Here is a 22,791-nt window from a genome sequence, read left to right on the forward strand (position 1 = left end):
TTTTTAAAAGGAGTCACAATGTCGTCATTAGCATGGTTATCCAGCAGACTTGATGATGGAAGAATTGCCTGTGAAGCATGCAATCAGCATTGCAAGCTTCATGAGGGCGAATATGGTATTTGCGGTATTCGTAAAGTTGAAAATGGGGAGCTCCGTCTCCTCACCTACGGCCTTGCGGCAGCCGTCAATGTCGATCCGGTTGAGAAAAAACCGATGTTTCATTTCCTTCCGGGTTCGAGTATCTTCTCCTTCGGGACGGTCGGATGCAATTTTTCGTGTAAATTCTGCCAAAACGCCGATATCTCCCAATATCCTAAAGAACATAACCATGAGATCGCAGGACGTTCACTTTCGCCTCGTGAAGCGGTCGATTTGGCACTTGAATACGGATGTGACAGCATCGCTTACACGTACAACGAACCGGTCGTCTTTTTCGAATACACCTATGATACCGCTAAACTTGCACACGAAGCGGGACTCAAAAACGTCTACGTCACGAGCGGATACGAAACCCATAAAGCGATCGATACGATTGCTCCGTATTTGGACGGTATGAATATTGATATCAAAGGGTATAGCCAATCATTTTATAAGGATATCTGCGGAGGATCCCTAAAACCGGTACTTGATACCATAGAATATGCCCATAAAAAGGGGATTTGGGTCGAAACAACGACGCTTCTTATCCCCGGATACAACGATTCGGAGGATGAGATCCGCGCAATTGCCGAATTTCAGTTCAATCTTGACCCTGCCATGCCGTGGCATATCAGCGGATTTCATCCTATGTATAAAATGACCGATGTCCCCAGAACACCCGCATCGACGCTTCGCCGTGCCTACGAGATCGGCAAAGAGGTTGGATTGAAATATGTCTATGTCGGAAATATCGATGATGAAGCCCGCGAATCGACCTATTGTCCTCACTGCCATAAGTTGGTCATTGACCGGCACGGTCATATAGGGCAGTACGTCACCAACCATTTGATCAACGCAAACGAATGTCCTTACTGCGGTACAAAAATCGAAGGAGTTTGGCATTAAGATATGAAAAAAATGACCCTTCATGAGTTGTTTTTGGCATTCGGTACCTCTGAGGAGGGATTGAGTGATGAAGAAGTTGAGCGAAGACATCTTCAGTATGGGTTCAATGTCCTCTCCAAAATTCCGACGCTCCCGTGGTATTCTAAATTAGTCACGCAATTTACCCATTTTTTTGCTCTTTTACTGTGGGTAGCCGCAGCCATCAGTTTTGGTATTGCCTGGAGCGATCCTGAGTCGAATATGCTGGCGGTCGGATGGGCGATTGTGATTGTGATCATTTTGAACGGCGCATTCGGATTTTATCAGGAATATCGAACGGAAAAAAGCTTGGAAGCACTCCGGAATATGCTCCCGTTAAAAGTAAATGTCTATCGTCACGGAACTGAACGTACCGTTTTGGCGAGCGAACTTGTTCCGGGGGATATTGTACTTCTGAAAGAGGGAGACAAAGTTCCCGCCGACATGTATCTGATCCATGCGTTTGATTTGTGGATTAATGAAAGTACCTTGAATGGGGAAAGTGAGCTGGTTTCTGCGGATACGGCAGAGAGCGGTCATATCAAAAATATAGTGTATTCGGGAACGTATGTCGTAAGGGGCGAAGCCCGCGGGCTGGTTTTTGCTATCGGCAAAGAGAGCCGGTACGGAACGATTGCGGCATTGACACAGAGTGTGGAAGCGGGAGAGAGCCATCTTCAAAAAGAGATAGCCCATATCTCCAAACTCATTGCATTGACATCTCTTGTGATCGCGGGAAGTCTGATTTTTATCTCCAAACTCGGAGACAACGAATTATGGAAAACTTTTTTATTTTCACTCGGTGTTTTGGTTGCTTTGATCCCTGAGGGGCTGCTGCCGACCGTTACGCTCTCCTTGGCCTTCGGAGCGCAGCGAATGGCATCGAAAGGTTTTTTAGTCAATGGCCTTTCCGTGATTGAAAATCTCGGAGCGGTAACGGTGATTGCGACCGATAAAACGGGGACCATTACTCAAAACAAGATGAAAGTAGAAGTCTGGGGGGAGGATCAACAGCCGCCCCTTAAGGAACTTCTGGATGCCGCTCTTTTATGCAATCGTGCCGATGCTTCAAACGGTGACCCGGTAGAACAGGCCCTTTTCAGCTTTGCTGATGGTTATACCGATGTCGCTCGCAGACGGGGTGAATATCCCCTTGTGCATGAATATCCGTTTGACTATCATCTTAAGAGAATGTGTACCGTACACTCTGCTAAAGATGGATTTTCAATCTTCTGTAAAGGGGCACCGGAAGTCATTTTGCAATTATGCGATGAGGTTGTTACCGCAAACGGTAAAAAAGAGCTGAACGAAATTGAATACCGAAATCTGATCGACAGGCACGATGCTTTGGCCGCACAGGGGTATCGTGTTATCGGATTTGCTTCACGCGAATACAGCGTACTCCCCTCATCACGGCAAGAAGCTGAACAAGGACTGAGTTTTGTCGGTTTTATTGCGATGGTAGATCCATTGCGCGATGATATCATTGAAGCAGTCTCAGAGTGTCGTAAGGCGGGCATACGCATCGTCATGATTACGGGGGATCATCCGCTGACAGCGGCTGCGATCGGGATGAGGGCAGGAATTGTCACTGCAATGGCAGAAGTGAGTACGGGAGAATATCTCGATACCCTCCCGGCGTCGGCAATCAAACGGCTATTGCGTAAAAACCATGTATTTGCACGCGTGTCACCGGAACAGAAACTTTATCTTATAACGCTTCTAAAAGAGATGGGCGACATGGTGGCAGTAACGGGAGATGGAGTCAATGATGCTCCGGCACTCAAGCGTGCCGATGTCGGTATCGCTATGGGATCGGGTACCGATGTGGCAAAGCAGTCTGCCGATGCTATTTTGATGGATGACCATTTTGCAACGATAGTAAAAGGGATCGAAGAGGGGAGAACCGTGTATGAAAATATACGCCGCTTTATCACCTATATGCTAGCCAGTAACTTGCCCGAAGCGGTGCCATATGTTTTGTTTTTTGCGTTCGGCCTTCCTTTGGCGCTCCCGGTTGCAATGGTGCTTGCCATTGATCTGGGAACGGATATTTTGCCGGGGATGGCACTCGGGGCAGAGCTGCCGCATAAAGCATTGATGAGAAAAGCCCCGCGAAAACGAAAAGATCACATTTTAACGATGGGCGTATACCTGAGAGCCTTCGGATTTTTGGGACTGTTGAGTGCCGTGATGTCTATGGGGCTTTTTTGGATTTATCTCACCGCACACGGTTGGAACGGGGAACCTTTGTCCTGGAATAACCCTCTCTATCTTGAATCGGCAACATTGGCCTTTGCCTCTATTGTTTTTGCCCAGATCGGCAACGGTTTGTCCTGCCGCAGCCAAAGAGAATCTCTTTTCACCATCGGTTTGTGGAGCAACCGCTATTATTTGGGCGGAGTTGTTGCTGAGATCGGGTTATTGGCGCTTCTTATTTTTGTCGCCCCTTTCAGTACTATTTTTGGTACTTCCGCATTTGATCCGATCTATTGGTGGGCAGTTATTGCAGTGACATTCATCATACTAGCGGCAGAAGAGCTTAGAAAAGGGCTGGTACGTTATTTAGAGAAGCGCTAAAGCGTATGCTCATACGATAAGGGGGACGAACTGGAAGCCGTAGAGCTCAGAACGGGTTATCGCTCCATTCTCGTTTTTTGTGATACGCCAAATGCTGTTTTGAACCGGAATAACGAGTATGCCTCCGGGGTTGAGCTGATCAAAGAGAGACTCCGGTATTTTCTCAGCACTGGCTGAGACCAGTATCCGGTCATAAAAATGGCCCGGTTTGCCTAGAATCGACGGCGAAGCCAGTTCGATTGACGCATTGGTGATAGGAATTTTTTTCAAATTGCTGCGGCCGTATTCAACGAGTGCCGGGATTCGCTCGATCCCCTCAACAAACCCGCTTTCACCGACAATGGAAGCCAGGAGTGCCGTCGTCCAGCCTGATCCCGATCCAATATCCAAAATAGTGTTTCCGGATTCCGGACACAGCAGTTCCAACATGACGGCAACCGTATAGGGTTGGGATACCGTTTGCCCCTCACCGATCGGCAGAGGATGATCGATATACGCCTCTGAATGATAGACTTCGGGGACGAAAAAAATACGGTCACATTTACGGAATGCATTGATAAGTACCGGAGAGCGAAGGACGCTTGAATTGATCAGGTGCTCGATGAGCTCTCGATTGTTGTACATCTCAATCCGCCATGATACTCATGAATGTTTTTCTTTTCCGAGTATTTGTTCGATGTTATAAAAAAGATTCGGATATTTTTGTTTGATCTCACTGACCAGCCAATCAAGGTCAAGATCCACAATCGTACTGTCCGGACGGCTTTGGGCGAGTGAGCGGATCCGATCCATGGCGACTTCCCATACATCATGAAAATCGATCGGCAAACGCTGCATAATCGCTTTTTCAAGCTTGAGCTGAAAACTTTCACTTTGGGTGATACTGAGGAGCTGTATGATTTTGGATAGGGATTCAACAGAGGTGAGGGTATAGATATGTTCCTCTTCATCGATAATGATCCACGGCTGTTCCGGGTTCCAGCTTCCTTGCAGCAATTCCAGCTCTTTATGGCGTTCATCCGAGCCGCTGCTCATTTTGATAACGGTCATTTCTGAGGGGTGTACCCCTATGTTCTCGGCAATCTCTACCAGTGATCTATTTAAGTGTTCGGGATAGGTCATAGGGAATCTTTTATTCGCCTACGACGGTTCGTGCCCACGGAATCGCTCTTAATCTCTCAACCGGAATGGGTTTGTGGGTTTTTTCACAAATTCCGTACGTCCCCTGAACGATACGTCCCAATGCGGCATCAATTTCCGCTATCTGATTTTTTAACTGAAGAAGGAGAGCCTGATCCGTGGTATTGTCGATTTCAAGTTCTGCCATGTCTTCCAAATCACCGATCTCCTCTTCGGTTCCGATACTGCTTACTTCCGCTAAGATCATTTCGATATTCTTTTCGATTTTTGTTTTTTCTGCTCTGAGAAGCGCTTCAAATTCTTTGAGGTCCATATTTTCTTTGTTACTCATAATGTCTCCTTCGGTAATAAAATATTCTTCTTTTACATCATAACAAAAAAAAAATAATAATGTCTAGAAAAAACATTTTTTGAACTATTTCGTATAAAGACCCTTCGACATTCTTTTGACAACCTGTCCACGATTTGGGTAAACTAAAGAACTTTATAGAGCGGAATATACAATGAAACAGATGATGCAGATATACCGGGACAATCGATCAGCGGTAGAGGGTTTTTTGTTAACGACGATCAGTGACAATCCTCACCAAGATTTTGATAATGCGCAGGTGAAGAATTTTTTCAAGCGGCTTCCCTGTCTAACCGATATGTATCTGCTGGATGCTTCAGGGGAACAGATTACTCCGACATGGCGCAAAAATGACCATGATATGAGTTTAAAAGGGTCTGACCGATCCTATTTTATCAACCGAATACAGTTTGATGAAAAAGGCAACTATATCTCCAGTCCGTATATTTGTGCCAACAGCGGTCAGCCAAAAGTCTCGGTTGCCCGTAAATACCCCGACGGAAAGATCGCCGTTTTTGATCTCGATGTGGTTGCGGTGTTGAGCAAGATGCATTTGATCGACAGCAACCGCCTCATCTCCAAACTTTCCGTCGCCGTCTATGCCCTGTTAGGCGGCGGGTTGGTATTGTTGGCCCTTTTCCTCGGGGTCTATGGTCTGATCGGATTTGCGAAAGCACTCATGAGTTTCGGAGACGAAACACTGCAGTATGTCTTTAAATCGATTATCGGTATAACGCTGGCGATCGCGATTTTTGATCTCTCCAAAACGATTTTGGAACAAGAAGTGTTCTACCGTTCGCTGACTCCAGAAGAGGGGAGCGAATACAAGACGCTGACCAAATTTTTGACCTCTATCATTATCGCTCTTTCGATCGAGTCACTGATGGTCGTCTTTAAAGTAGCGATCGATGATATCCGCAACATGAACTATGCGTTCTATCTCATCAGCGGTGTCGGTATTTTGATCATCTCCATGGCGGTACTCAACTACGTCAGCCGAAAAAAACATGAAGGACATGAGTAATTGCTCGAAATATCTAATACGGTCACTATTCCCGATTCCGAAATGGAAATCACCGCCATACGCTCTCAGGGAGCAGGGGGGCAAAATGTCAACAAAGTTTCTACGGCCATCCACCTCCGCTTCGACATCAATGCCTCTTCTTTACCCGATTTTTACAAAGAACGTCTGCTAGAACTCAACGATCACCGCATTACCAAAGACGGGATCATCAACATCAAATCCCAAGAATCGAGAAGTCAGGAAGAGAACAAAGAAGCGGCATTGGAGCGGCTCAAAGAACTGATCAAAAGCGTCACCGTCGTTCAAAAAAAACGTCGACCGACCAAACCGACGAAGAACTCTCAGAAACGGCGGATGGACAGTAAAACGAAGCACGGGAACATCAAAAAGATGAGGGGAAAAGTAAACGGTAGAGAAGGGTGATGAAATATTCTCCGAAGACTGCTGAAATTTTATATGTTTTGAATTAGATTATTGAAAAAAAAGTATTTTTTATGATTTTTTGGTTGTATCCTAGAACTATGTTCGCTAAAATGTGATTAATTTATGATGTTAAATTATTTTAACCAATGAATTTATCACATATTTTTTCATGGTCGTTTAAAAAATGCATATCAAGAAATAAAAAAGAATGAGGAACCATAAAAAATGAGGGGAATTATTTTTAGAACATTTACTAATTTTATTGAAACTAAATTTGGTTATGAAAAAGTCGACAATCTTTTATTGTCGGATACCTATCCTAATAAGGGAGGGTTTTCTACCGCCGGAAACTATGATGTCAAATATTTACATTCTTTGATAAAGAACAGTGCCTACCTCTTTAAAAACTCCCAGGAACAAGTTCAAGAAGCATTCGGAAAATTTGCTTTTGGATTTTTGCTCGATAGATTTAAAGCTTCGTATCAAGACAATGCCAGCCATTTACATTCAAACAATGCCTATGATTTTTTAGAGAATTTAAACATTATCCATTTTGAAGAGTTAAATAAACTCTATCCGGACGCAAAATTTCCCAGGTTTGAACTCAATCGTCTAGAGAAAGAGCATATAATTATCGAGTATTGCAGTGCTGTGAATATCCCGCATTTTGTTTTTGGTTTATTACAAGGGTGCCTGAAATATTATCAAGATGATTCCGAAGTGATTATGAGCAAAGAGTGCGGATACAAGATTGTTGATGAAAACAAATCCCCTGTACATCGTTTTGAGGTGAAAAAAAATGGATAAAGAGGCACTTTTACGACAACTTGAGCGAGAACAGTTCGCCCGATCTGAAACGGAAGAAATTCTGGAACGGATTACCTTGGAACTCCATCGTTCCAATCAGACGCTTCAGGGCTATTTGCACGAAAACGAATCCTTGCTGACGCAATACAAAAAAGCTGTTGATGAGGGGACGATTGTTTCTAAAACGGATAAACGAGGAATTATTATCTATGTCAATGACGAGTTTTGCAGAATCAGCGGATACGCACGCGAGGAACTGATCGGAAAGTCTCATAATATTGTCAGGCATATGGAGATGCCCAAAGAAGCGTTCAAAGATATGTGGTCAAGACTTAAAGCGCATAAGAGCTGGAAAGGGACTGTCAAAAACAGAGCCAAGGACGGCACGGCGTACATTGTCAAAGCGACCATAACACCTATTTTGGATATGAATGATGATGTGCAGGAATATATTGCCATCCGTGAAGATATAACCGAGGTGTACAATCTTCAAAATGAGATCATAGAGACACAAAAAGAGATGCTGGAGCGTCTTGGTGATTTAGCCGAAACACGTTCAGAAGAGACCGGCCGGCACGTTCACAGAGTTGCAGAATACTCTGCATTGCTCGCGAGATATTATGGTCTGGATGAAAAAGAGATAAGCCTGATAAAGATGGCCTCTCCCATGCATGATATTGGCAAAATTGCGATTCCTGATTCTGTCTTGCTAAAGCCTGGCCGTTTAGACAAAGAAGAATTCGCCATTATGAAAACCCATGCGGAAAAAGGGTATGAAGTTTTTAAAACTTCAAAACGGGATCTTCTGCAGGCCGCTTCGATTATAGCCTATGAACATCATGAACGATGGGACGGTGAAGGATACCCCCGACAATTAAAAGGGGAAGATATCCATTTATACGGCCGGATTACCGCGATTGCGGATGTTTTTGATGCCCTTGGTACAGAAAGAGTGTATAAAGAGGCATGGCCGCTGGAGAAAATTCTAGAACTCTTTAAAGAGGAACAAGGCAAACAGTTCGATCCACAATTGATTGAACTGTTTTTTGAAAATATTGAAGCATTTTTAGAAATTCGGAATCAGTTTTCTTAATTTTAGGTAGTTAAGAGTTAAGAGATCTGGAAAAATATTCAACCATATGCTCCAGCGTATCGACTTTCGCATAATCCGCTTCGGGCACTTCTACCCCTGTCACCTCATTCAGCGCCGTTAATATTTTGAGAAAATCAAAGGAGTCAATCTCCAATGAGCGTTGGATATTTTTATCAGGGATGATGTCGGCTTCGTCCACATCGGGGGCGATAAATAGAATCTGTTCGACAATAGCCGCTTTAATCTGATCTTTGGTCATAGTAACTCCTCGGGATGTTGTAATAGGTCGTTCAGTTTTTCGAGAAACTTTGCGCCGGTTCGTCCGTCCGTGGCGCGATGATCTCCCGCGAGGGTCACCTGAATCACTTTACGGATGGACAATGCATCTCCCTCAGCCCAAGGGGTGTCCGTGATCCGCCCAAGCCCTACCAGTGCGACTTGCGGGGGGTAGATGACGCCATAGACACTTTCGACTCCCAAATCGCCGAGGTTGGTGATGGTAATCGTCTGCTGGGTGATTTCGGTGTTGCGCAGTTTGCCTGCACGGGTTCGGGTGATGAGATCATCGAGCGAACGCATCGTCTCATTCAGATCCATGGCACCGGCATTGAGCAGCGCCGGTGTGATGAGTCCTTCTTTACGCAGGGCAATGGCGATTCCGGGGTTGATTTGCGCTTTTATGTCCGGAGCGTCATTTTCCCAAAATCCGTTGAGTTCGGGGACTTCCTCGAGCGCTTTGACCACGGCACGGATAAGGAGGGCGGCGGGGAGGATACGCTCTTTGATCGGGCGTTTTTTGTTCTCTTCTTCGAGCCAGTGCAATGCGGGGGTCATATTGATGGAAGTATTCAGATAATAGTGGGGGATTTCGGCATTGGAGCGGCTCATCGCGCGGGCGATCGCTTGGCGCATGCCGCTTGCTTCAGCTTTTGGAATAGGGGCAGCGGCGGATTCGACCTGTGCCATGCGCACTTCCCCTCCGCTGAGGGCAAGTGAGGAGAGATTAACCCCAAGCTCTTTGGCTTTTCGGCGTGCGGCGGGGGAAGCCTTTATCCGTTCGCTTGGGGCGCTTTCGGGGATAGTCGATTCGGATACCTCCGGCACGTTGGGTACGGGTTCTGATACGGTCGGTACGGATTTTTCTACGGATGGAGTCTCATCGGCAGAACGGATCAGTGCGAGAGGTGTCCCTACCGCGCATTCGGTCTCTTCTTTGACGAGGATTTTTTCGACGATTCCATCTTCGAATACTTCGATTTCAATCACCCCTTTGGATGTTTCAACTTCGGCGATTACCTGCCCTTTGGTAACGCTATCCCCTTCTTTGACGTGCCACTCCATCAAAACGGCTGATTCCATATCCGCCCCGAGAGAGGGCATTACAAACTGACTCATAGTTCCTCCATTATCGTACGTGCCTTCGCGACGATCTTATCGGTTTGCGGCAGTGCCGCATGTTCAAGGTGGGCGGCATAGGGGATGGGGACCTCTGCGGTACAAACCCTGCCCATCGGGGCATCGAGCTCAAAAAAGGCCTGTTCGTTGATCCGGGCCATGATCTCACCCGAAATACTGCCCGATTTCCACCCCTCATCGACGATCAGCACCCGGTGGGTTTTACGCAAGGAAGCCATAATCGCTTCATCATCGAGAGGGCGCAGACTTCGCAGATCGACCACCTCGGCATCGATTCCTTCGGCTGCGAGTATCTCGGCCGCTTCGAGCGCTTTAGAGACGCTGATTCCGTAGGTGATGATACTCAGATTTTTGCCGCTGCGCATCGTTTTGGCTTTTCCGATCGCTAATGGCGGTATCTGCGTATCGAGAGATCCTTTCGTATTGTAAAGAAGTGCATTCTCGAAAATCAATACCGGATCGGGATCATTCAAGGCGAGATGAACCATATCGTATGCGTCCTGCACCGTTGCCGGCGTCAATACTTTGAGGCCGGGAATATGAGCGTACATCCCTTCCAGTGAGTGCGAATGCTGGGCTGCCAGCTGTTTTCCCCCTCCGGTTACCATTCTAATGACCAGCGGAACGTTGAACTGTCCTCCCGACATGTGCAGAAGCGTTGCGGCATTGTTCATGATCTGATCGAGGGCGAGGAGGCTGAAATTGACTGTCATGATCTCGACGATCGGGCGCATTCCGCCCAGTGCCGCACCGATTCCTGCCCCGGTAAACGCCGATTCGCACAAAGGGGTATCGATAATCCGCTCAGGGCCGAAGACCTCCAAAAGTCCCATACTGACAGCATAGCCTCCGCCGTATCGTCCGACATCCTCTCCCATCAAAAAGACCCTTTCGTCTTTTTCCATGATTTCGCGTATAGCCTGCCGTACCGCTTCGCGGTAAGTGATTGTCGTGTTCATTGTACTGCCTCCGGAGAGTAGACGTATTTTTCAAGATCCTCAAGCGGTTCGAAGGTGCCGTTTTCGGCAAATACGACCGCTTCTTCGATAATGGAGGCTATTTCATTCTCATATTTCTCAATATTGATGTCCGGCCATCGCTGATGCAAAAGGGGGAGAGGATCTTTTTTCTTCCACTCTTCGACTTCGGATTTGGAGCGGTAGAGTTCGGCATCAAACATCGAATGGGCACGGAACCGATAGGTGAGGCATTCGATAAATATCGGACCGTTTCCGGAGCGGATCTCTGAGATGGCATTTTCAGCGGCTTCGGCTACTGCTTCGACATCCATACCGTCCACTTGATGGGAGGTGATACGGTAGCATGCGGCTTTGCGGGAAAGATTGGTTTCCGATTCGGAGAATTCCAAGGCTGTCCCCATTCCGTAGCGGTTGTTTTCGCAGACAAAAAGGAGGGGAAGTTTCCACAGTGCCGCAAGATTCAGCGATTCGTGAAACTCCCCTTCGGCTACGGCGCCGTCACCGAAAAAGCAGACGGTAACACGGTTGCGTTTCATCATCTTATCGGCCAGTGCCATTCCCACGGCCAGCGGAAGACCGCCGGCCACGATCGCACTGCCGCCGTAGAAACGGGTTTCGGCATCAAACAAATGCATCGAACCACCCCGTCCCCGCGAACACCCTTGCTCTTTACCGTACATTTCGGCCATGATGCGGTTTGGATGAATGCCGCGTGCGAGAGCCTGCCCGTGTTCACGATAGGTGGCAAGAACGGCATCTTCGGAACTGAGCGCGTGCATGATACCTACGGCTATCGCCTCTTCGCCGATGTAAAGATGCAAAAATCCACGAATCTTTTCGCGGCTGTAGAGTTCTACGCATTTTTCTTCAAATCGCCGGATCAACAGCATTTGTCGGTAAAACTTTTCGGCCAGTGCTCTATCCATTTTCATTACAGCTCCCTTTTAATCTTCCAAAGTAGAGGTATCGCCCTCCGGCAATCCCATTTCCCGTGCTTTCAGGAGACGACGCATAATCTTTCCGCTTCGTGTTTTGGGAAGATTTTCGAGAAAGTCAATCTCTTTCGGAGCCACGGCAACCCCCAGTTTTTTACGTCCGAATCCTATCAGCTCACGGCGGAGCTCTTCGCTCGGCTCGTATCCGGCTTTAAGTGAGACGAATGCCTTGACAAGCTGCCCGATCATGGGGTCAGGCTTCCCGATGACCCCCGCTTCCGCCACGGAGGGATGCTCCATCAACGTACTTTCGACTTCGAAAGGACCTACCATATGCCCGGAAGTTTTGATGATGTCATCAGAACGTCCCACGAACCAGTAATAGCCATCTTCATCTTTGTAGGCCAGATCACCCGAGAGGTACCACCCTCCGGCAAACGATTTGGCATAGCGCTCTTCGTCATGCAGATATCCGCGAAACATGGAGGGCCATCCGGGTTTGATAGCGAGTTCTCCCTCTTTTCCGGGTTCAGCGACTTCACTAACCGTGCCGTCATCGTTATGATGGACGATCCCTGCTTCAATTCCCGGCAAAGGACGCCCCATCGATCCCGGACGGATCGGCTGTGAGAGAAGATTGGCGATCATAATTCCTCCCGTCTCCGTCTGCCACCAGTTGTCATGGATCGGCATTCCCAGTTTATCCGCCCCCCAGACAACCGCTTCGGGATTGAGGGGTTCACCGACACTCTGGATCAGCCGGAGCTTGGAAAGGTCATACTCTTTGAGCGGGTCGGTATCGATCCGCATCAGACGCCGTATGGCCGTCGGCGCCGTGTACCAGACACTGACGCGTTCATCCTGCAATATCCGGTACCATCGTGCTGCATCAAATTCCGATTCATCAACGATATTGGTGACGCCGAGCAGCCACGGTGTGATGATTCCGTACGATGTCCCCGTGACCCAGCCCGGATCGGCGGTGCACCAGTAGATGTCATCCGGATGAAGATCCAGTACGTAATGACCGCTCATCCAGTGGGTATAAATCGCTTTGTGGACATGTACGACCCCTTTTGGCATCCCCGTCGTTCCGCTTGTGAAGTGGAGAATCGACATATCTTCTGGATCGGTGGGCAAAATGTCAAAACGTTCGGAAGCATTGTCCATGGCGTTAGAGAGACAACGTATCTGATCATTCTCGTCTTTTTCGGCATCGATCAGCAGAACATAGCGAAGCTGAGGTAACTGATCGAGAAGAGGGCGGACTTTTTTATCAAAAAGAGTCTGGGTTGTCAGAAGTACTTTGGCATCACCGCGCTGAAGCCGCTGCAAAATGGGGTCAGGACCGAATTGGGAAAAAAGAGGGCAGAGGACGCTTTGATTTTTAAGAATTCCCATAGCGGCGATGTAGAGTTCGGGTAAACGGGTTGAGAGGGTAAAGACCCGGTCACTTTTGGTGATTCCGAGGGATCTAAGAACATTGGCAAATTTGCCACTCAGTTTTTTCATCTCGAGAAAAGTATAGGTACGCCGAGCACCGTTCTCTCCCAACCATATCAACGCGGTTTTATCAGCAAGAGGGCCCTCGGCATGGCGGTCGATTGCTTCATGGGCAATGTTCAGTCCGCCTGAGGGCAATCCGTCAAACTGAGAAGAAATATCTCCCCAGTTGAAAGATGCATATTCCTCATCATAGTTGATCAAATTCGGTGTAACGGTAAATATCTGAGTGCTTTTGTCAATCTGCTCTTTCATCCTGTATCCTCCGAAAACTATAATTCAAGATACGATCGAATAACAGTCTATCATAAGATAAAGTTTATTTTAGTTTCCTTATGAAACAATTGTTACAGAGGTACCAATGAAAAAAACGGACAGCTGGCGAACCATAGAATCGGGAATAAACTCAGCTGCGTGGAATATGGCCGTAGACGAAGCTCTTCTAAACAGTTTTAGAGAGGGGGATTTGCCGATTTTGCGGCTCTATGGATGGGAACCCGCGTTAAGTGCGGGACGTTTTTCCAAGCTTGAGAACAGTATAGATATGGAAAAACTCAAAAAGAAGAACATTTCCTGTGTTCGAAGAATGAGCGGAGGAGGAATCCTGGTACACGGAGGCGATCTCTCCTATAGCCTGATCATGCCGCGCAAATCAGTACGACAAAAAGGGGTCAAAGAGAGTTATCGCACGGTGTGCGGATTTTTGATCCGTTTGTATCATGGAATCGGATATACGGCTGAGTATGCGTGCGATACAGAGTATGAACTCTCCCATTCCGATATTTGTCTGGCCGGCAACGAATCATACGATATCCTGATCGGCGGGAAAAAAATAGGGGGTAATGCGCAGCGTTATACGCGGGAGGCTGTGTTTCAACACGGTTCCATACCGATGCGTTTGGAACCATCGCTCTTTCAATCTTGTTTCTATGGGAATTCGGGACTGGAGCGTGCGGAGTCTCTGGAAAATCTGGGGATTTTGATGACACGTGACCAGCTTTCCCAGCATTTGAAGGAAGCATTTTGCAAAACGTTTGGTGTGAATACCCTTCCGGATACGCTGAATGAATCTGAAGTACGATGTGCTGAGGAACTTTTAGCATCCAAATATACCAATGAAAGGTGGAATATCCATGGTGAGAGCATTTACCCCTAAGCCTCAGTGGCTTCGGAAAAAGATCACGCCGAGTCTTCACCGGAGTGTGGAGAGTGTTTTGGAAGCAGGGAGACTTCATACCATTTGCGAAGAGGCGATGTGCCCGAATATCAGCGAGTGTTTTGCCCAAAAGGTAGCAACGTTTATGATATTGGGAACCCTCTGTACCCGAGCATGCACTTTTTGTGCCGTCAGCCGGGGAAAGCCTTTGCCACCCGATCCGATGGAACCGGAGAATGTGGCACAGGCGGTGAAGCGCCTGGGGCTGAAGCATGTCGTCATTACCAGTTCCACACGTGATGATCTTCCAGATGGCGGAGCCGATCATTTTTGTCAAACGGTACACGCCATCAAAAGGCTGGATAATACGATCATCGTAGAACTCCTGATCCCCGATATGGAAGAGAATGAATCGGCATTGGGCCAGATCTCCGTGAGCGGAGCCGAGATAATCGGGCATAATCTGGAGACGGTACCGCGTCTGTATCACGTTCGTCGGGGATCGGAGTATCAGCGTTCTTTGCGGGTGCTGGAAAAACTTGCATCGTTGAATCCCTCTCTCGCAACTAAAAGCGGGATCATGCTGGGATTAGGGGAAAATGACGATGAGGTTCGCTCGTTGATGGAAGAATTATTAGCTGTCGGCTGCCGCTATCTCAGTATCGGGCAGTATTTAGCCCCTTCTGCTCATCATGCGGCGGTAGTGGAGTACGTAGACCCAAAGCGGTTTGAATTTCTCCGAAACCTGGGAATGAATATGGGGTTTAATTACATTAAAAGCTCACCCTATACCCGCAGCAGTTATATGGCACATGAATATTTGGAGAGACGATGAAACAAGTCGAAGCAGTGGTGATCGGGGCAGGTCCCGGAGGATATGAAGCGGCATTGGAATTGGCAAAAGGGGGGATGAAATGCCTTTTGATCGAACGCTCTAAAGAGCGGATCGGAGGAATATGTCTGAATGAGGGGTGTATTTCGGCCAAAAATTATCTGCAGAGTGCCGACTATGCGGTAAAAGCATCTCATTTTCGAGACTGCGGTGTCTTGATGGAAGTCAACGGTCTGGATATGGAGCGTCTTCGTGATCAAACCGCACGTTTAAAAAATGAGCTTCGTTCAGGTGTCGTATGGCTGCTGGAACAAGCCGGGGTCGAAACACTGTACGGCTCTGCATCGTTTGTTGATAGCCACACGATCGAGGTCTCAGGCGAGAGGATCGGATTTCAAAAGTGTATCATCGCTACGGGGGCAAAGACACGGGACATTCCAGCTTTGGCAGTTGATGGCAGACGAATACTCTCTAGCCGCGAGGTATTTGAACTTTCGTATCTTCCTGAATCGATAGCGATTGTAGGCGGCGGGGCGATCGGATGCGAGTTTGCGACCTTTTTCAGTGCGTTCGGCGTTAAGGTTACACTGATTATACGCGGTACACAGCTTCTCTCAAGCGAGGATGAGGATGTATCCAAAGCATTGCTTCGGGCATTTAAAAAGCGCAATATCAATGTCATCACCTCCGCTGTCGTCGAAAAGGCTCACGTAACAAAAACGGATGTGGAACTCTTCCTTCGGGGGGTGAGCGAAGAGCAAATCCGGTGCGAACTGGTCCTTTGCGCAGCGGGGCGTGTCCCATACACGGATGGACTTTTTCTTGAGAATGCCGGAGTGAAGCTAACCCAAAAAGGATTTGTCGAAGTTAACGAAGCGTTCCAAACATCCCAAAAGGATATTTATGCGGTCGGCGACTGTATCGATACGCTTGCATATGCCCATACGGCGTATGCCGAAGCACGTATTGCAGCCCATAACATTATCAGCGGCGATGCAGAGATCAATTTCCATGTCACGCCATCGACGATTTTTTCCGACCCTCAAATTGCCAGCTGCGGGATGAGAGAGAAGGAAGCGAAAGAGCAAAGCCGTGAAATTGAGGTCAAAAAAGCCTTTTTTAAAGCCAATTCCAAGGCAAAAATCCTTGGAGACGATTCGGGATTTGCCAAAATGGTAGTCTGCGCGCAGAGCGGTGTGATACTGGGGGCAACGATTATCGGTGCCGAGGCGACGGAGATCATTCATGAACTGGTCGTGGCGGTTGAGAAAAAGCTTACGGCTAAAGAACTTTCTTCTATGATTCATGCTCATCCGAGTATTTCGGAAATTGTAAAATTTTTGTAGGATGTTAGAGAATTACTCTATAATAACATCCAATATAAAAAATAGTTTAGTGAGCAAAAAAATAGAGATGAGGAATAACCGATGACGGAGCGTTTTAACCGGGTTGCAGAAGAGTGGGATAAAGGGGATACACGCCAAAATATTGCTCACAGCGTATTCCAAACGATCACCAGCCGGATAACACTGCTCAATACGATGAGTATTATGGATTTTGGCGCCGGTACGGGTCTGCTCAGTTTTAAAATCGCTCCGATGGTCAAACAGGTTGTCGGAGTGGATCTCTCCGAGAAGATGTTGGAGCAGATAGAGACAAAAAACAGTTCCAAAGTTCAGGTTCAGCCGTTGTGCCGAGACATTATGAGCAGCCCTTTGGAAGAGAAATTCCACGGTATCGTCAGCTCAATGGCCATGCACCATGTCGAGAACACGACAGCCTTGTTCGAGACGTTTCATGCACATCTCAAACGAGACGGATTCATCGCGATTGCCGATCTTGAAGCGGAGGACGGGAGTTTTCATTCTCACGGAAACGAGGGGGTTCACCATTTCGGATTTGAGCGGACCGCGCTGCGCGAAATCATTGAGAAAGCCGGCTTTGAACATGTCCGTTTTCATCATGCGTACACAATAGAAAAAGAGGTCAAGAATTACCCTGTCTTCGTGGTAACTGCTACCAAAAGATCCTTATAGCTTTAGATAAATTCTATTTTCACGGCTTCTTTGGGTTCTTTTAACGTAATTTATAGCTATTTTCTTTTATAATTGCCTAATTTTTTTCGGCTATATTCGCATCAAAATTTTAATCTGCCTCTACAGAGGCTAGCTTTAGAAGCCCAAGCGGCAAACGTAGACAAAGGAATTTTGTTCCTTTGGCGTTTAAATTTAATATAAATAAGGAGACGACATGCAAATCAGCGGTGCACAGATGGTTATCGAAGCACTCATCGCCGAGGAAGTCGAAGTCGTATTCGGCTACCCCGGTGGGGCGATCATGAACGTCTATGATGAGATTTACAAACAACACTCGTTTCAACATATTTTGACTCGTCATGAACAAGCGGCGGTACACGCGGCAGAAGGGTATGCAAAAGCTACCGGTAAAGTAGGGGTAGCCATGATTACCTCAGGTCCCGGTTTTACAAACGGTGTGACGGGATTAGCCGATGCCTATATGGATTCGATTCCCCTCGTTGTCATCAGCGGGCAAGTCCCTATGTCTTTGATCGGAACCGATGCGTTTCAAGAGATCGATGCGGTCGGTATTAGCCGTCCTTGTACGAAACACAACTATTTGGTAACCGATGCAGCCGATTTGCCGCGCATTCTCAAAGAGGCATTTTATATTGCACGTACGGGACGTCCGGGTCCTGTCCATGTCGACATCCCAAAAGACGTAACCGCACAAATCGCTAAATTCGACTATTCCAAAGAAGTGGATTTAGAGACGTATAAACCTAATGTCAAGGGAAATACGCGACAGATCAAAAAAGCGATCGAGGCGATCGCTGCTGCAAAACGGCCTCTGTTGTACCTGGGCGGAGGGATTATCAACTCGAATGCCGCAGAATTGGTACGTGAGTTTTCAAAAATGACTCAGATTCCTGCCGTTGAGACGTTTATGGCGCGCGGGACACTTCGTTACGATGATCCGTTGCTGATCTCCATGTTGGGAATGCATGGGTCGTATGCGGCCAATATGGCGATGTCTGAAACCGATCTCGTTATCGGTCTGGGTGCCCGGTTTGATGACCGGGTTACCGGGAAACTTTCAGAGTTTGCCAAAAATGCTCAGATCATCCATGTCGATATCGATCCGGCCAGTATTTCAAAACTCGTTAATGCCCATTTTCCGATCGTCGGTGATGTTAAAAATGTTTTGGAACAAATGATGCCGATGGCGAAAGAACAGATCGATCCGGCGCGCTATACGCCATGGCACAACACGATTGCCAATTTTAACAAGCTCCATCCGCTTTCATATACAGAAGAGGGGGATCGCCTTAAACCTCAATGGGTCGTTGAGCGTATCGGACAGCTTTTGGGAGATGGTGCCAATATCTCAACAGATGTCGGACAGCACCAAATGTGGACGGCACAATTTTATCCGTTTACCCGCCCGCGCCAATGGGTCAGTTCCGGCGGTCTTGGAACAATGGGATTCGGATTTCCCGCAGCCCTCGGGGTTAAGCGTGCCGATATGGAACGTGTCAGTATCAACATTACGGGTGACGGTTCGATTTTGATGAACATCCAAGAATTGATGACGGCAGTGGAGTATAAGCTTCCCGTTATTAATGTCATTTTGAATAATAACTTTTTGGGGATGGTTCGCCAATGGCAGACCCTCTTTTATGATAAACGCCACTCGTCAACCGATCTCTCAATGCAGCCTGATTTTGTCAAGCTTGCAGATGCTTTCGGCGGTGTCGGTTACCGTGTTACCACGAAAGAAGAGTTTGATGCGGCATTGAAAGATGCCGTTGAAAAAGATGTCGTTGCGATTATCGATGTTTCGGTTAACCGTTTTGAGAATGTACTTCCGATGGTTCCGGCGGGCGGATCGCTCTTTAATATGATGTTAGAGTACAAGGAGAAATGATGGAACAGACAGAACGTCGCGTTATTTCCGTAATTGTTATGAATGAAGCAAGCGTACTCTCACGTATTGCAGGATTGTTTTCAGGTCGCGGATACAATATTGAGTCATTGACGGTAGCTCCGATCCCTGAATCGAAGTATTCTCGTATTACTATCGTTACAGCAGGTTCGGTTCGTGTCGTCGAACAGATCACCAAGCAGTTGCACAAACTGATTCCGGTTTTGAAAGTTTATGAACATGCCGATTTGGTCGAGACCGAAATGGCATTGGTCAAAATTCCGATGAACGAATCCTTGGGGGACATCGAGGCATTGACCCATGCGTACAATGGGCGAATCGTTAATGTCGGAAGTGACACGATGATCGCAATGATTGCGGATGAGCCATCACGAGTCAACCATTTTCTCGAAGCGATCAAGCGTTTCCACCCCAAAGAGATCGTCCGAAGCGGTTCTGTCGCTCTAGAGAGATAAGACGCTATGACTTTACAGAAAATTGCGGAACTCCTGGGATTCAAAGAAATCGTCAGCGGCATTGAAATCTTTGGAATGAATACGCTTCAAAATGCAGGAGCAGGAGAAATATCGTTTCTTTCCGATTCTAAATACGAAAAAGATCTTGGGGCTACGCGTGCCTCAGCGGTTATTCTTCCTGCATCCAAAGCCCATCTTTTGCCTGATGGGGTTATTGCATTGGAATCCGATGAGCCATACATGAGTGTTGCACTCTTGTCAAAATATTTTGCCAAGCCGCTTCAAAGCAGTGATGTAGAGCCCGTTATCGGTGAAGGCAGTGTTGTTTATCCGACGGCTCATATTGAAAACGGGGTCAAAATCGGTTCTAATTGTACGATTATGAGCGGTGTCTATGTGGGTGCGGAATCGGTTATCGGCGATGATGTAATCCTCTATCCCAATGTCAGTGTTTACCGTGATTCGAAGATCGGCAACCGTGTAATGATTCATTCCGGTACCGTTATCGGGAGTGATGGATTCGGGTATGCTCACACGAAGATGGGTGAACATATCAAACTCTATCAAAACGGCAATGTAATCATTGAAGATGATGTCGAGATCGGTGCTAATACGACAGTTGACTGTGCCGTCTTTGGTTCTACGGTCATCAAACAGGGGTCTAAAATCGATAATCTGGTTCAAATCGGACATAACTGTGTAGTAGGCGAACATTCGATCCTGGTCTCTCAATCGGGACTTGCCGGATCGACGACATTGGGGCGTAACGTTGTGATGGGAGGACAAAGTGCGACTGCCGGGCATCTTAGTATTGCACCCTTTACAACATTGGCGGCACGCTCAGGTGTTACTAAAAGTATCATGCAAAAGGGTGTCTACAGCGGCTTTCCGTTAATGGAACATAAATTATGGCTGAAAATGCAGGCTAAATTGGCTAAAATATTAGAACATTAAGCTACAGAGGACAAAGAATGCGAATAGCGATTGCCGGTTTTATGGTTCTGACATCATTGTTGCGTGCAGACGGTGAAGGTGTCAGTGATATTCGTATGCCGGACATTGTTCTCGATGCCATCAAGCATTGCGAATGTCTGCAAGAGAACGGCATGTGTAATCCGAACGTCATTCGTATTAATGCCGCAGAGGAAGCTCAACGTGCTGCTGCAGCAGGCTTTGCCGTAAACGGACATTTGATACGCTGCGGGTCATCGGAGCAGTGCAGTGCACAAGCTCAGGCTTTGATCGACGGCGGGATAGTGAACCTCGATCTCGGACCCTACCAAATCAACTACAAATACCATCCTAATCCAATGCTGCATGAATATTTTGAAGACAGCAGCGCACGTGAACACGCCAATACAATCCTGACAAAGCTGGTCAAGAGCTTTGGATATTCATGGGAAACATTAGGACGCTATCACCATTTCAGTGCGACGGATCGAACCCGAAACGAACGCTATTACCGCAAAATGTACGCTTTTATCTACTCAAATACCCCGAATGGCCAAGGCTCAAATTAAATCCTCAATTTTTTAAGATTGCTTTAGCCAAAATCGGCTAAACTCTTTTCACTACAGTTATTAGGAGAGATTATGAGTTCTGGTGTAACAATTATTCAAGAGATTCCTTTGGATGGTACCAAAAAAGGGGTTATATCTATCAGTAAAGTCGATGAACCTTATGGAGCCGGAAGCAGCAGTGTCGCCAGTATCGGTATTTCATTATCCGGTGATGCTAAAAATCCTGAATGGAAAGTCCATCTTCCGATCGGAAATATTGATGCAGTGGTTGAAGCGTTAAAATCGATTAAATAAGCAGGTGTCTGCCTCGCAGTAGAGGCAGAGAAAATTTTTCTAGCGGCGTGAAGCGGCAAAAGCTGCGATACGCTTAATACCTTCACGAATACTGTCGATATCGGTTGCAAAGCTGAATCGGAAGTACCCTTCAGAACCGAATCCGACACCTGGAACAACGGCAATGCCTTGCTCTTCCAAGAGTCCTTTACAAAAATCCATCGAATCGTTACTGATCTCTTTGATATTGACAAAAAGATAAAATGCACCGGCCGGGCAGAGAACTGAAATTCCATCAATCTCATTCAGCAGTTTTACCGCTTCGTCACGACGTGCTTTAAATGCGATACGCATAGCCTCGACATCGGCATCAGCAGCGCCGTTAAGGCCGACTATTGCCGCTTTTTGGGTGATACTGTTGATATTGGAAGTACTTTGGCTTTGCAGCTTTTTGGTTGCTTGGATGATTTCGGTATTGGCTGCAGCCATATAACCAAAACGCCATCCCGTCATCGCTACCGATTTGCTCAGTCCGTTGATGGTGATAGTTCGTTGAAACATATCATCGCTGACGGACGCGGCAGAAGCAAACTCGCCTTCATAAACGAGTTTTTCATACATCTCATCGCTGGCAACGATAATATCTGTACCTTCCAAGACTTTTCCGAGAGCTGTAAGCTCTTCTCGTGAGTAAACGGCACCGGTAGGATTCGACGGAGACGTGAGGATAAGCATCTTCGTCTTAGGGGTGATAGCTGCTTTGAGCTGCTCAGGGGTGATTTTAAAACCGCTTGCATCATCGGTCATGATCTCGACAACAGTTCCGCCGCAATATTGCACCAACTCCGGATAGGTGACCCAATACGGGGCCGGAATAATCACTTCATCACCGTTTTGAATCGTTACGGCAAAAAGGTTATAAAGCGAGTGTTTGGCGCCATTGCTGGCAATGATTTGGTTCGGTTTGTACTCGAGATTATTGTCACGTTTGAGTTTTTGTGCGATAGCTGCTTTGAGCTCAGGAATACCGTCAACGGCTGTGTATTTGGTAAAACCTGAATTAATGGCTGCGATTGCGGCATCTTTAATGACTTGAGGAGTATCGAAATCGGGTTCACCGGCTGAAAAACTGAGGATGTTTTTTCCCTGTGCTTTGAGCTCTTGAGCCAAAGTGGTAATAGCGATGGTAATCGATTCGGAGAGTGTATTGACGCGATCGGTTAGCATAAGCAGCCCTTCTAAAAAATTTCGAAATTATATCATGGCTGGCTTTAATTTTT

The 22,791-nt window shown here is 47.0% G+C and carries 24 protein-coding genes; 15 read left to right on the forward strand and 9 right to left on the reverse strand.

What is annotated here, in order from left to right; genetic code table 11:
* Positions 1-18 precede the first annotated feature (18 nt).
* Both amrS and WAO38_RS03760 read left to right on the forward strand, forming a co-directional pair.
* Entirely contained in the window at positions 19-1,044 is a 1,026-nt protein-coding gene (amrS, locus tag WAO38_RS03755) for an AmmeMemoRadiSam system radical SAM enzyme (RefSeq protein WP_422234496.1), read from the forward strand.
* A 3-nt stretch (positions 1,045-1,047) separates the two neighbouring features.
* Positions 1,048-3,642, forward strand: coding sequence for a cation-translocating P-type ATPase (locus tag WAO38_RS03760; RefSeq protein WP_422234498.1), 2,595 nt, complete (start codon positions 1,048-1,050; stop codon positions 3,640-3,642).
* Positions 3,643-3,651: 9 nt separating this feature from the next.
* Here WAO38_RS03760 and pcm read toward each other — a convergent pair whose 3' ends face one another.
* The 3 genes from pcm to WAO38_RS03775 are packed head-to-tail and all read right to left on the reverse strand — an operon-like array spanning position 3,652 to position 5,113.
* Positions 3,652-4,266, reverse strand: a complete 615-nt coding sequence (pcm, locus tag WAO38_RS03765; RefSeq protein ID WP_422234500.1) for a protein-L-isoaspartate O-methyltransferase — start codon at positions 4,264-4,266, stop codon at positions 3,652-3,654.
* Between the two features lie 18 nt (positions 4,267-4,284).
* Positions 4,285-4,764, reverse strand: coding sequence for a DUF2603 domain-containing protein (locus WAO38_RS03770; RefSeq protein WP_422234502.1), 480 nt, complete (start codon positions 4,762-4,764; stop codon positions 4,285-4,287).
* A gap of 10 nt (positions 4,765-4,774) precedes the next feature.
* Complete coding sequence (locus tag WAO38_RS03775; protein ID WP_422234504.1) at positions 4,775-5,113, reverse strand: TraR/DksA family transcriptional regulator; 339 nt, start codon at positions 5,111-5,113, stop codon at positions 4,775-4,777.
* A gap of 181 nt (positions 5,114-5,294) precedes the next feature.
* Here WAO38_RS03775 and WAO38_RS03780 point away from each other — a divergent pair, with 181 nt between their 5' ends.
* From WAO38_RS03780 to WAO38_RS03795, 4 genes are all read left to right on the forward strand, one after another.
* Positions 5,295-6,155 (forward strand): hypothetical protein, encoded by an 861-nt coding sequence (locus WAO38_RS03780; protein ID WP_422234506.1) that lies wholly within the window; start codon positions 5,295-5,297, stop codon positions 6,153-6,155.
* The gene (arfB, locus tag WAO38_RS03785; protein ID WP_422234508.1) at positions 6,156-6,578 is read left to right on the forward strand and encodes an alternative ribosome rescue aminoacyl-tRNA hydrolase ArfB; all 423 of its coding nucleotides are present in this window, start codon (positions 6,156-6,158) and stop codon (positions 6,576-6,578) included. It begins immediately after the preceding gene.
* A 225-nt stretch (positions 6,579-6,803) separates the two neighbouring features.
* Positions 6,804-7,385 (forward strand): heme NO-binding domain-containing protein, encoded by a 582-nt coding sequence (locus WAO38_RS03790; protein ID WP_422234510.1) that lies wholly within the window; start codon positions 6,804-6,806, stop codon positions 7,383-7,385.
* Complete coding sequence (locus WAO38_RS03795) at positions 7,378-8,478, forward strand: HD domain-containing phosphohydrolase (protein ID WP_422234512.1); 1,101 nt, start codon at positions 7,378-7,380, stop codon at positions 8,476-8,478. Before WAO38_RS03790 ends, WAO38_RS03795 begins: the two co-directional genes overlap by 8 nt.
* A 10-nt stretch (positions 8,479-8,488) precedes the next feature.
* Here WAO38_RS03795 and WAO38_RS03800 read toward each other — a convergent pair whose 3' ends face one another.
* Genes WAO38_RS03800 through acsA form a run of 5 tightly spaced genes read right to left on the reverse strand, consistent with a single transcriptional unit; the run spans position 8,489 to position 13,567 of the window.
* On the reverse strand, positions 8,489-8,737 hold the full coding sequence (locus tag WAO38_RS03800) for an acyl carrier protein (RefSeq protein WP_422234514.1): 249 nt from the start codon (positions 8,735-8,737) through the stop codon (positions 8,489-8,491).
* The gene (locus WAO38_RS03805; RefSeq protein ID WP_422234516.1) at positions 8,734-9,873 is read right to left on the reverse strand and encodes a dihydrolipoamide acetyltransferase family protein; all 1,140 of its coding nucleotides are present in this window, start codon (positions 9,871-9,873) and stop codon (positions 8,734-8,736) included. Before WAO38_RS03805 ends, WAO38_RS03800 begins: the two co-directional genes overlap by 4 nt.
* Complete coding sequence (locus WAO38_RS03810; RefSeq protein WP_422234518.1) at positions 9,870-10,853, reverse strand: alpha-ketoacid dehydrogenase subunit beta; 984 nt, start codon at positions 10,851-10,853, stop codon at positions 9,870-9,872. The genes WAO38_RS03805 and WAO38_RS03810 overlap by 4 nt, the downstream gene beginning before the upstream one ends.
* On the reverse strand, positions 10,850-11,806 hold the full coding sequence (gene pdhA, locus WAO38_RS03815) for a pyruvate dehydrogenase (acetyl-transferring) E1 component subunit alpha (protein WP_422234520.1): 957 nt from the start codon (positions 11,804-11,806) through the stop codon (positions 10,850-10,852). The genes WAO38_RS03810 and pdhA overlap by 4 nt, the downstream gene beginning before the upstream one ends.
* 12 nt (positions 11,807-11,818) lie before the next feature.
* Complete coding sequence (gene acsA, locus WAO38_RS03820; RefSeq protein ID WP_422234522.1) at positions 11,819-13,567, reverse strand: acetate--CoA ligase; 1,749 nt, start codon at positions 13,565-13,567, stop codon at positions 11,819-11,821.
* A gap of 106 nt (positions 13,568-13,673) precedes the next feature.
* On the opposite strand from acsA, the gene WAO38_RS03825 reads away from it, so the two are divergent.
* The 9 genes from WAO38_RS03825 to WAO38_RS03865 all read left to right on the forward strand — a co-directional run bounded on the left by WAO38_RS03825 (position 13,674) and on the right by WAO38_RS03865 (position 21,532).
* On the forward strand, positions 13,674-14,468 hold the full coding sequence (locus WAO38_RS03825; protein WP_422234524.1) for a lipoate--protein ligase family protein: 795 nt from the start codon (positions 13,674-13,676) through the stop codon (positions 14,466-14,468).
* A complete protein-coding gene (gene lipA, locus WAO38_RS03830; RefSeq protein ID WP_422234526.1) occupies positions 14,446-15,303 on the forward strand; it encodes a lipoyl synthase in 858 nt (285 codons plus the stop codon). The genes WAO38_RS03825 and lipA overlap by 23 nt, the downstream gene beginning before the upstream one ends.
* Entirely contained in the window at positions 15,300-16,646 is a 1,347-nt protein-coding gene (gene lpdA / locus WAO38_RS03835) for a dihydrolipoyl dehydrogenase (RefSeq protein ID WP_422234528.1), read from the forward strand. Before lipA ends, lpdA begins: the two co-directional genes overlap by 4 nt.
* 81 nt (positions 16,647-16,727) lie before the next feature.
* Positions 16,728-17,336 carry a class I SAM-dependent DNA methyltransferase gene (locus WAO38_RS03840; RefSeq protein ID WP_422234530.1) on the forward strand — a complete coding sequence of 203 codons (609 nt, stop codon included), beginning with the start codon at positions 16,728-16,730 and terminating at the stop codon, positions 17,334-17,336.
* Positions 17,337-17,550: 214 nt separating this feature from the next.
* Positions 17,551-19,245 (forward strand): acetolactate synthase large subunit, encoded by a 1,695-nt coding sequence (locus WAO38_RS03845; RefSeq protein ID WP_422234532.1) that lies wholly within the window; start codon positions 17,551-17,553, stop codon positions 19,243-19,245.
* Entirely contained in the window at positions 19,242-19,718 is a 477-nt protein-coding gene (gene ilvN / locus WAO38_RS03850; protein WP_422234534.1) for an acetolactate synthase small subunit, read from the forward strand. Before WAO38_RS03845 ends, ilvN begins: the two co-directional genes overlap by 4 nt.
* Before the next feature lie 6 nt (positions 19,719-19,724).
* Complete coding sequence (lpxD, locus tag WAO38_RS03855) at positions 19,725-20,672, forward strand: UDP-3-O-(3-hydroxymyristoyl)glucosamine N-acyltransferase (RefSeq protein WP_422234536.1); 948 nt, start codon at positions 19,725-19,727, stop codon at positions 20,670-20,672.
* A 17-nt stretch (positions 20,673-20,689) separates the two neighbouring features.
* Positions 20,690-21,238, forward strand: a complete 549-nt coding sequence (locus tag WAO38_RS03860; RefSeq protein ID WP_422234538.1) for a hypothetical protein — start codon at positions 20,690-20,692, stop codon at positions 21,236-21,238.
* 72 nt (positions 21,239-21,310) lie between these two features.
* Positions 21,311-21,532 carry a hypothetical protein gene (locus WAO38_RS03865; RefSeq protein ID WP_422234540.1) on the forward strand — a complete coding sequence of 74 codons (222 nt, stop codon included), beginning with the start codon at positions 21,311-21,313 and terminating at the stop codon, positions 21,530-21,532.
* 39 nt (positions 21,533-21,571) lie between these two features.
* Here the strand turns inward: WAO38_RS03865 and WAO38_RS03870 are convergent, their stop codons facing one another.
* Complete coding sequence (locus WAO38_RS03870; RefSeq protein ID WP_422234542.1) at positions 21,572-22,738, reverse strand: pyridoxal phosphate-dependent aminotransferase; 1,167 nt, start codon at positions 22,736-22,738, stop codon at positions 21,572-21,574.
* Between the last annotated feature and the right edge of the window lie 53 nt (positions 22,739-22,791).

This window comes from Sulfuricurvum sp., assembly GCF_049277495.1.
Classification (GTDB): domain Bacteria; phylum Campylobacterota; class Campylobacteria; order Campylobacterales; family Sulfurimonadaceae; genus Sulfuricurvum.

Coding starts and splice junctions, on each gene's coding strand:
- lpxD (WP_422234536.1), top strand. CDS start 19,725: ATGACTTTACAGAAAATTGCGGAACTCCTGGGATTCAAAGAAATCGTC.
- WAO38_RS03770 (WP_422234502.1), bottom strand. CDS start 4,764: ATGACCTATCCCGAACACTTAAATAGATCACTGGTAGAGATTGCCGAG.
- WAO38_RS03780 (WP_422234506.1), top strand. CDS start 5,295: ATGATGCAGATATACCGGGACAATCGATCAGCGGTAGAGGGTTTTTTG.
- pdhA (WP_422234520.1), bottom strand. CDS start 11,806: ATGAAAATGGATAGAGCACTGGCCGAAAAGTTTTACCGACAAATGCTG.
- WAO38_RS03790 (WP_422234510.1), top strand. CDS start 6,804: ATGAGGGGAATTATTTTTAGAACATTTACTAATTTTATTGAAACTAAA.
- WAO38_RS03810 (WP_422234518.1), bottom strand. CDS start 10,853: ATGAACACGACAATCACTTACCGCGAAGCGGTACGGCAGGCTATACGC.
- pcm (WP_422234500.1), bottom strand. CDS start 4,266: ATGTACAACAATCGAGAGCTCATCGAGCACCTGATCAATTCAAGCGTC.
- lpdA (WP_422234528.1), top strand. CDS start 15,300: ATGAAACAAGTCGAAGCAGTGGTGATCGGGGCAGGTCCCGGAGGATAT.
- WAO38_RS03825 (WP_422234524.1), top strand. CDS start 13,674: ATGAAAAAAACGGACAGCTGGCGAACCATAGAATCGGGAATAAACTCA.
- WAO38_RS03775 (WP_422234504.1), bottom strand. CDS start 5,113: ATGAGTAACAAAGAAAATATGGACCTCAAAGAATTTGAAGCGCTTCTC.
- WAO38_RS03865 (WP_422234540.1), top strand. CDS start 21,311: ATGAGTTCTGGTGTAACAATTATTCAAGAGATTCCTTTGGATGGTACC.
- acsA (WP_422234522.1), bottom strand. CDS start 13,567: ATGAAAGAGCAGATTGACAAAAGCACTCAGATATTTACCGTTACACCG.
- amrS (WP_422234496.1), top strand. CDS start 19: ATGTCGTCATTAGCATGGTTATCCAGCAGACTTGATGATGGAAGAATT.
- WAO38_RS03870 (WP_422234542.1), bottom strand. CDS start 22,738: ATGCTAACCGATCGCGTCAATACACTCTCCGAATCGATTACCATCGCT.
- ilvN (WP_422234534.1), top strand. CDS start 19,242: ATGATGGAACAGACAGAACGTCGCGTTATTTCCGTAATTGTTATGAAT.
- WAO38_RS03760 (WP_422234498.1), top strand. CDS start 1,048: ATGAAAAAAATGACCCTTCATGAGTTGTTTTTGGCATTCGGTACCTCT.
- WAO38_RS03800 (WP_422234514.1), bottom strand. CDS start 8,737: ATGACCAAAGATCAGATTAAAGCGGCTATTGTCGAACAGATTCTATTT.
- WAO38_RS03795 (WP_422234512.1), top strand. CDS start 7,378: ATGGATAAAGAGGCACTTTTACGACAACTTGAGCGAGAACAGTTCGCC.
- WAO38_RS03805 (WP_422234516.1), bottom strand. CDS start 9,873: ATGAGTCAGTTTGTAATGCCCTCTCTCGGGGCGGATATGGAATCAGCC.
- lipA (WP_422234526.1), top strand. CDS start 14,446: ATGGTGAGAGCATTTACCCCTAAGCCTCAGTGGCTTCGGAAAAAGATC.
- WAO38_RS03845 (WP_422234532.1), top strand. CDS start 17,551: ATGCAAATCAGCGGTGCACAGATGGTTATCGAAGCACTCATCGCCGAG.
- WAO38_RS03860 (WP_422234538.1), top strand. CDS start 20,690: ATGCGAATAGCGATTGCCGGTTTTATGGTTCTGACATCATTGTTGCGT.
- WAO38_RS03840 (WP_422234530.1), top strand. CDS start 16,728: ATGACGGAGCGTTTTAACCGGGTTGCAGAAGAGTGGGATAAAGGGGAT.